Below are 4,575 nucleotides of genomic sequence, written 5' to 3' on the forward strand. Positions count from 1 at the left end.
GATGATGTTCTTGAACAGCTGGCGCTGCCGCGGATCGGTATAGGTCGAGTTGGTGATCGCGGTCAGCGGCACGCCGATCACCGTGATGTCGCCGCGGAATTTCGACGTCGGCATCGGCTTGGTGGAATCGTAGAACAGATAACCGCCGGGCTCGATCGAGGCGACATCCTTGTCCCAGGTCTGCGGGTTCATCGCCACCATCATGTCGACGCCGCCGCGGGCGCCGAGATGGCCGGCTTCGGTCACCCGCACCTCGTACCAGGTCGGCAGGCCTTGGATGTTGGAGGGGAAGATGTTGCGCGGGGAGACCGGCACGCCATGGCGCAGGATCGACCGGGCGAACATCTCGTTGGCGGAGGCCGAGCCCGAGCCGTTGACGTTGGCGAAGCGGACGACGAAGTCGTTTACGCTGCTGATCTGTTTTTGCTCGGGCATGCGGTTCCTGCGTGAGTCATGTCGATGAGATATTTCTGCATGTCCCACGCGCCGGTGGGACAGCGTTCGGCGCACAGCCCGCAATGCAGGCAGACGTCCTCGTCCTTGACCATCACCCGTCCGGTCTTCAGGTCGGAGGAGACGTAGAGGCTCTGCTCGAGATGCGGGCTCGGCGCCTTGAGCCGCTGCCGGAGGTCCGCCTCTTCGCCGTTCTCGGTGAAGGTGATGCAGTCCATCGGGCAGATGTCGACGCAGGCGTCGCACTCGATGCACAGCGATGTCGAAAACACCGTCTGCACGTCGCAGTTCAGGCAGCGCTGGGTCTCGCCGAGCGCGAGCTTGACGTCATAGCCGAGCTCGACCTCGGTGCGGATGTCCTTCAGCGCCACGACCTTGTCGCGATGCGGCACCTTGTAGCGCTTCTCGGGCGAGATGTCGTTGTCGTAGCTCCACTCATGGATGCCCATCTTCTGCGAGCTGATATGCACCTCGGGCAGTGGTCGCTCACTGACATCCTCGCCGGACAACAGCTTGTGGATCGACAGCGCGGCATCATGGCCATGCGCAACCGCCCAGATGATATTTTTGGGGCCGAACGCGGCGTCGCCGCCGAAAAACACTCTTGGATTGGTCGAGCCCATCGTCTTCGGGTCGACCTTCGGCATGTTCCACTTGTCGAACTCGATGCCGATGTCGCGCTCGATCCAGGGGAAGGCATTCTCCTGGCCGACCGCGACCAGCACGTCGTCGCAATTGATGGTCTCGTCGGCTTCGCCCGATGGCACCAGGTTGCGCCGGCCCTTGGCGTCATACTCCGCCTTTACTCGCTGGAAGGTGACGCCGGTGAGCTTGCCGTTGTCGTGAACGAAGGCGATCGGCACCATGAAATTGAGGATCGGGATGTCCTCATGCATGGCGTCTTCCTTCTCCCAGGGAGAGGCCTTCATCTCCTCGAAGCCGGAGCGCACGATCACCTTGACGTCCTCGCCGCCGAGCCGTCGCGCGGTGCGGCAGCAGTCCATCGCGGTGTTGCCCCCGCCGAGCACGATGACGCGCTTGCCGATCTTGTCGGTGTGGCCGAACGAGACGCTGGAGAGCCAGTCGATGCCGATGTGAATGTTGGCTGCAGCCTCCTTGCGGCCGGGAATGTCGAGCTCGCGGCCGCGCGGCGCGCCGCTGCCGACGAAGACCGCGTCAAAATTGTCGGCGAGCAGCTGTTTCATGCTCTCGACGCGCACGCCGCCCTTGAACTCGATGCCGAGGGAGAGGACGTAATCGGTCTCCTCGTCGATCACGGAATCGGGCAGGCGGAATTTCGGGATCTGCGAGCGCATCATGCCGCCGGCCTTCGGATCGGCATCGAACACCGTGCACTGATAGCCGAGCGGCGCGAGATCGCGCGCCACCGTCAGCGAGGCGGGGCCGCCGCCGATCAGCGCGACGCGCTTGCCGTTCTTCGCCGCCGGCCTTGGCAGGCGGGATTTGACGTCGTCCTTGAAATCGGCGGCGACGCGCTTCAACCGGCAGATTGCAACTGGATTTTCTTCCACCCGGCCGCGCCGGCAGGCCGGCTCGCACGGACGGTCGCAGGTGCGTCCCAGGATTCCGGGAAACACGTTCGACTTCCAATTGATCATGTAGGCGTCGCTGTAGCGGCCTGCGGCGATCAAGCGGATATATTCGGGGACGGGGGTGTGGGCGGGGCAGGCCCACTGGCAATCAACCACTTTGTGGAAGTAGTCGGGGGCCGCGATATCGGTCGGTTTCATTCCTGCCTTGTCCGCACGGACTCATTTGAGCGAACCGCGCGGCCTTTGTGCTGTCCTTTGAGAGCTTTGCCGGATCAAATGTCCGGTTGACGCCCCTTCTGGTTTCTGAATGGGATCATAGGCTTATCTTATTAGAGCCATTCAAGATGATGCACAAAGGCATTTTTTTCGAAGCCTGCCATTTTCGTCGATGCAGCGCCGCATTCTTGATCGCATTGCGCCGTGATGTGGCGCTGCAGCAATCAGGGTGCGCGTGGGATTCCGCGCATCAATTCAGGGCGATGCCGCTTTAAGCGCGACCCCACGTCAGATTGTAAATGCCTCGCGAGATCGGACCCGCCCTGCATGGGTGCCGTGAAGCTTTCGAAGCAGGTGTTCATCAGCGACCCACCGCGCTCACCCTCGTTGCCCTCGATCAGCACGACCAATCGGTTGCAACCGCCGCTGCCGGCAGTTCTGGCGTCGGTTCCGGCAGAAGGTCATCGCTTTCGATTGAGCCGCGCTCTTGCGCGGCGTCTCCGGACGATGCTTTGCATCGCTCAGGGAACCATGAGGCCTGGACCGTGGCCTCATCCCTTCGAGAGGGCCGCTTTGCTGCTTCCTTATTATGAGGGAAGAGACTGTCACATTGTGATGCGCGAGGCGATATCCGCGATCGCCTTCATGACAGCATCGCGGACGCCGGGATCGTAGAGCGTGTGGCCGGCGCCCTCGAGGATGCGGATCTCAGCGCGTGGCCAGCGCGCGGCCAGCGCCTGCGAGGTGGCGGGCGGGCAGAGCAGGTCGTAGCGGCCCTGCACGATGATGCCGGGGATGTCGGCGAGCCGATCGGCCTCGTCGAGCAGCTGGTTCGGACGCATGAAGCAGTCGTTGACGAAATAATGCGCTTCCATGAAGGGCGTGGCGGGAAGCGATTGCGATGCATTGAGCTGCGCGCGTTCGAGCCGTGGACGCGCAGGCGTGATCTCGGACAGCGCGCGCTCGGTGTCGTGCCAGGCCCGTGCGGCGGGGATGTGTACCACCGGATCGGGATCGAGAATACGCCGGAAATAGGCTTGCACCGGCTGTGGGCGCTCCTGCGCCGGCAGCACCTGCAGGAAGTCGTTGTGCAGTTCGGGATAGAACCGCGCCAGCACGGATGTGAACGCGGTCTCGACCTCCGCTGTCGTGCCGAGAAAGGTCGCGCGCAGCACGAGGCCCGATACGCGCACAGGATGCGCCTCTGCATAAGCCAGCGCCAGCGTCGCGCCCCAGGAGCCGCCGACCACCATCCATCTTTCAAGACCGAATTTTTGGCGGATCAGCTCCATGTCGGCGATCAGATGCGGCAGCGTGTTTTGTTCGCGCGACCCTTTTGGCCGGCTGCGGCCACAGCCGCGCTGATCGAACAGGATGGCCTGAAAGCGCTCGCCATCGAACAGCCGGCGATGATCCGGCTGGCAGCCGGAGCCGGGGCCGCCATGCAGATAGACCGCGGGAATGCCGCCCGCGTGGCCCACGCTTTCGACATAGAGTTCGTGGCCGTCGCCGACGGCGAGCATGTCGGAGAACAACGGTGCGATGGAATCTCGCGAAGGCCTCGCCGCGTCGGCTTCCGGTCCCATCTCAATCTTCCAGCGTGCCGCCGGCGAAATTGCGGTAGAGGAAGCGATTTTGGTGCTCGGCCGCCTCGGCCTCGGCGCGCTTGAAGATTTCCTCATGCAACGGCGACAGCGCGCAGGCCGGATCGGTGTTGCCGGCGTCGCCCGTCAGCGCAAAGGCCTGGCAGCGGCAGCCGCCGAAATCGACCTCCCTGAACTCGCAGCTCTTGCAGGGCTCGGGCATCCAGCCGGTGCCGCGATAGCGGTTGAAGGCGTCCGAGTTCTGCCAGATCCAGGCGATCGAATGATTCGAGCGCACCGACAAGAACTCGAGGCCGGTGATGCTCTCGGCGGCATGGCAGGGCAGGATCTTGCCCGACGGCGAGATGTTGAAGAACTGCCGGCCCCAGCCGCCCATGCATTTCTTCGGCCGCAGTGCGTAATAATCCGGCACGACATAGTCGATGGTCAGCGTGCCCTTCAGCCGCGCGCGCGCCTCGGCGACGAGACGGTCGGTTTCCTCGAGCTGCTCGAGCGTCGGCATCAGCGCGGCGCGATTCTTCAGCGCCCAGCCGTAATATTGCACATTGGCGACCTCGAGCCGGTCGGCGTCGAGATCGATGGACATCTGGATGATCTCGGGGAGCTGGTGCAAATTCTGCCGGTGCATCACCGCATTCACGGTGAGCGGCAGGTCGAGCTCGCGCGTCCATTTTGCCAATTCGATCTTCGTGCGGTGGGAATCCTTCAGCCCCGCGACGCGATCGGCGACGACGGGCTCATTGCCCTGG

At 63.5% G+C, this 4,575-nt stretch carries 4 protein-coding genes; all 4 read right to left on the reverse strand.

Annotation, left to right across the window (positions count from 1 at the left end; all coding sequences use genetic code 11):
• The coding region (locus tag JOZ76_RS37030) for a 2-oxoacid:acceptor oxidoreductase family protein (RefSeq protein WP_291706318.1) at window positions 1–435 on the reverse strand (435 nt) is incomplete at its 3' end.
• Window positions 405–2,204, reverse strand: a complete 1,800-nt coding sequence (locus JOZ76_RS37035; protein ID WP_291706319.1) for an FAD-dependent oxidoreductase — start codon at window positions 2,202–2,204, stop codon at window positions 405–407. The genes JOZ76_RS37030 and JOZ76_RS37035, both read right to left, overlap by 31 nt.
• Window positions 2,205–2,827: 623 nt before the next feature.
• Window positions 2,828–3,808, reverse strand: a complete 981-nt coding sequence (gene pip / locus JOZ76_RS37040) for a prolyl aminopeptidase (RefSeq protein WP_291706320.1) — start codon at window positions 3,806–3,808, stop codon at window positions 2,828–2,830.
• A 1-nt stretch (window position 3,809) separates the two neighbouring features.
• A partial coding sequence (gene pqqE / locus JOZ76_RS37045) for a pyrroloquinoline quinone biosynthesis protein PqqE (RefSeq protein WP_291706321.1) occupies window positions 3,810–4,575 on the reverse strand: 766 nt, incomplete at its 5' end.

Origin of the sequence: Bradyrhizobium sp., assembly GCF_019244115.1 — a bacterium.
Lineage (GTDB): Bacteria > Pseudomonadota > Alphaproteobacteria > Rhizobiales > Xanthobacteraceae > Bradyrhizobium.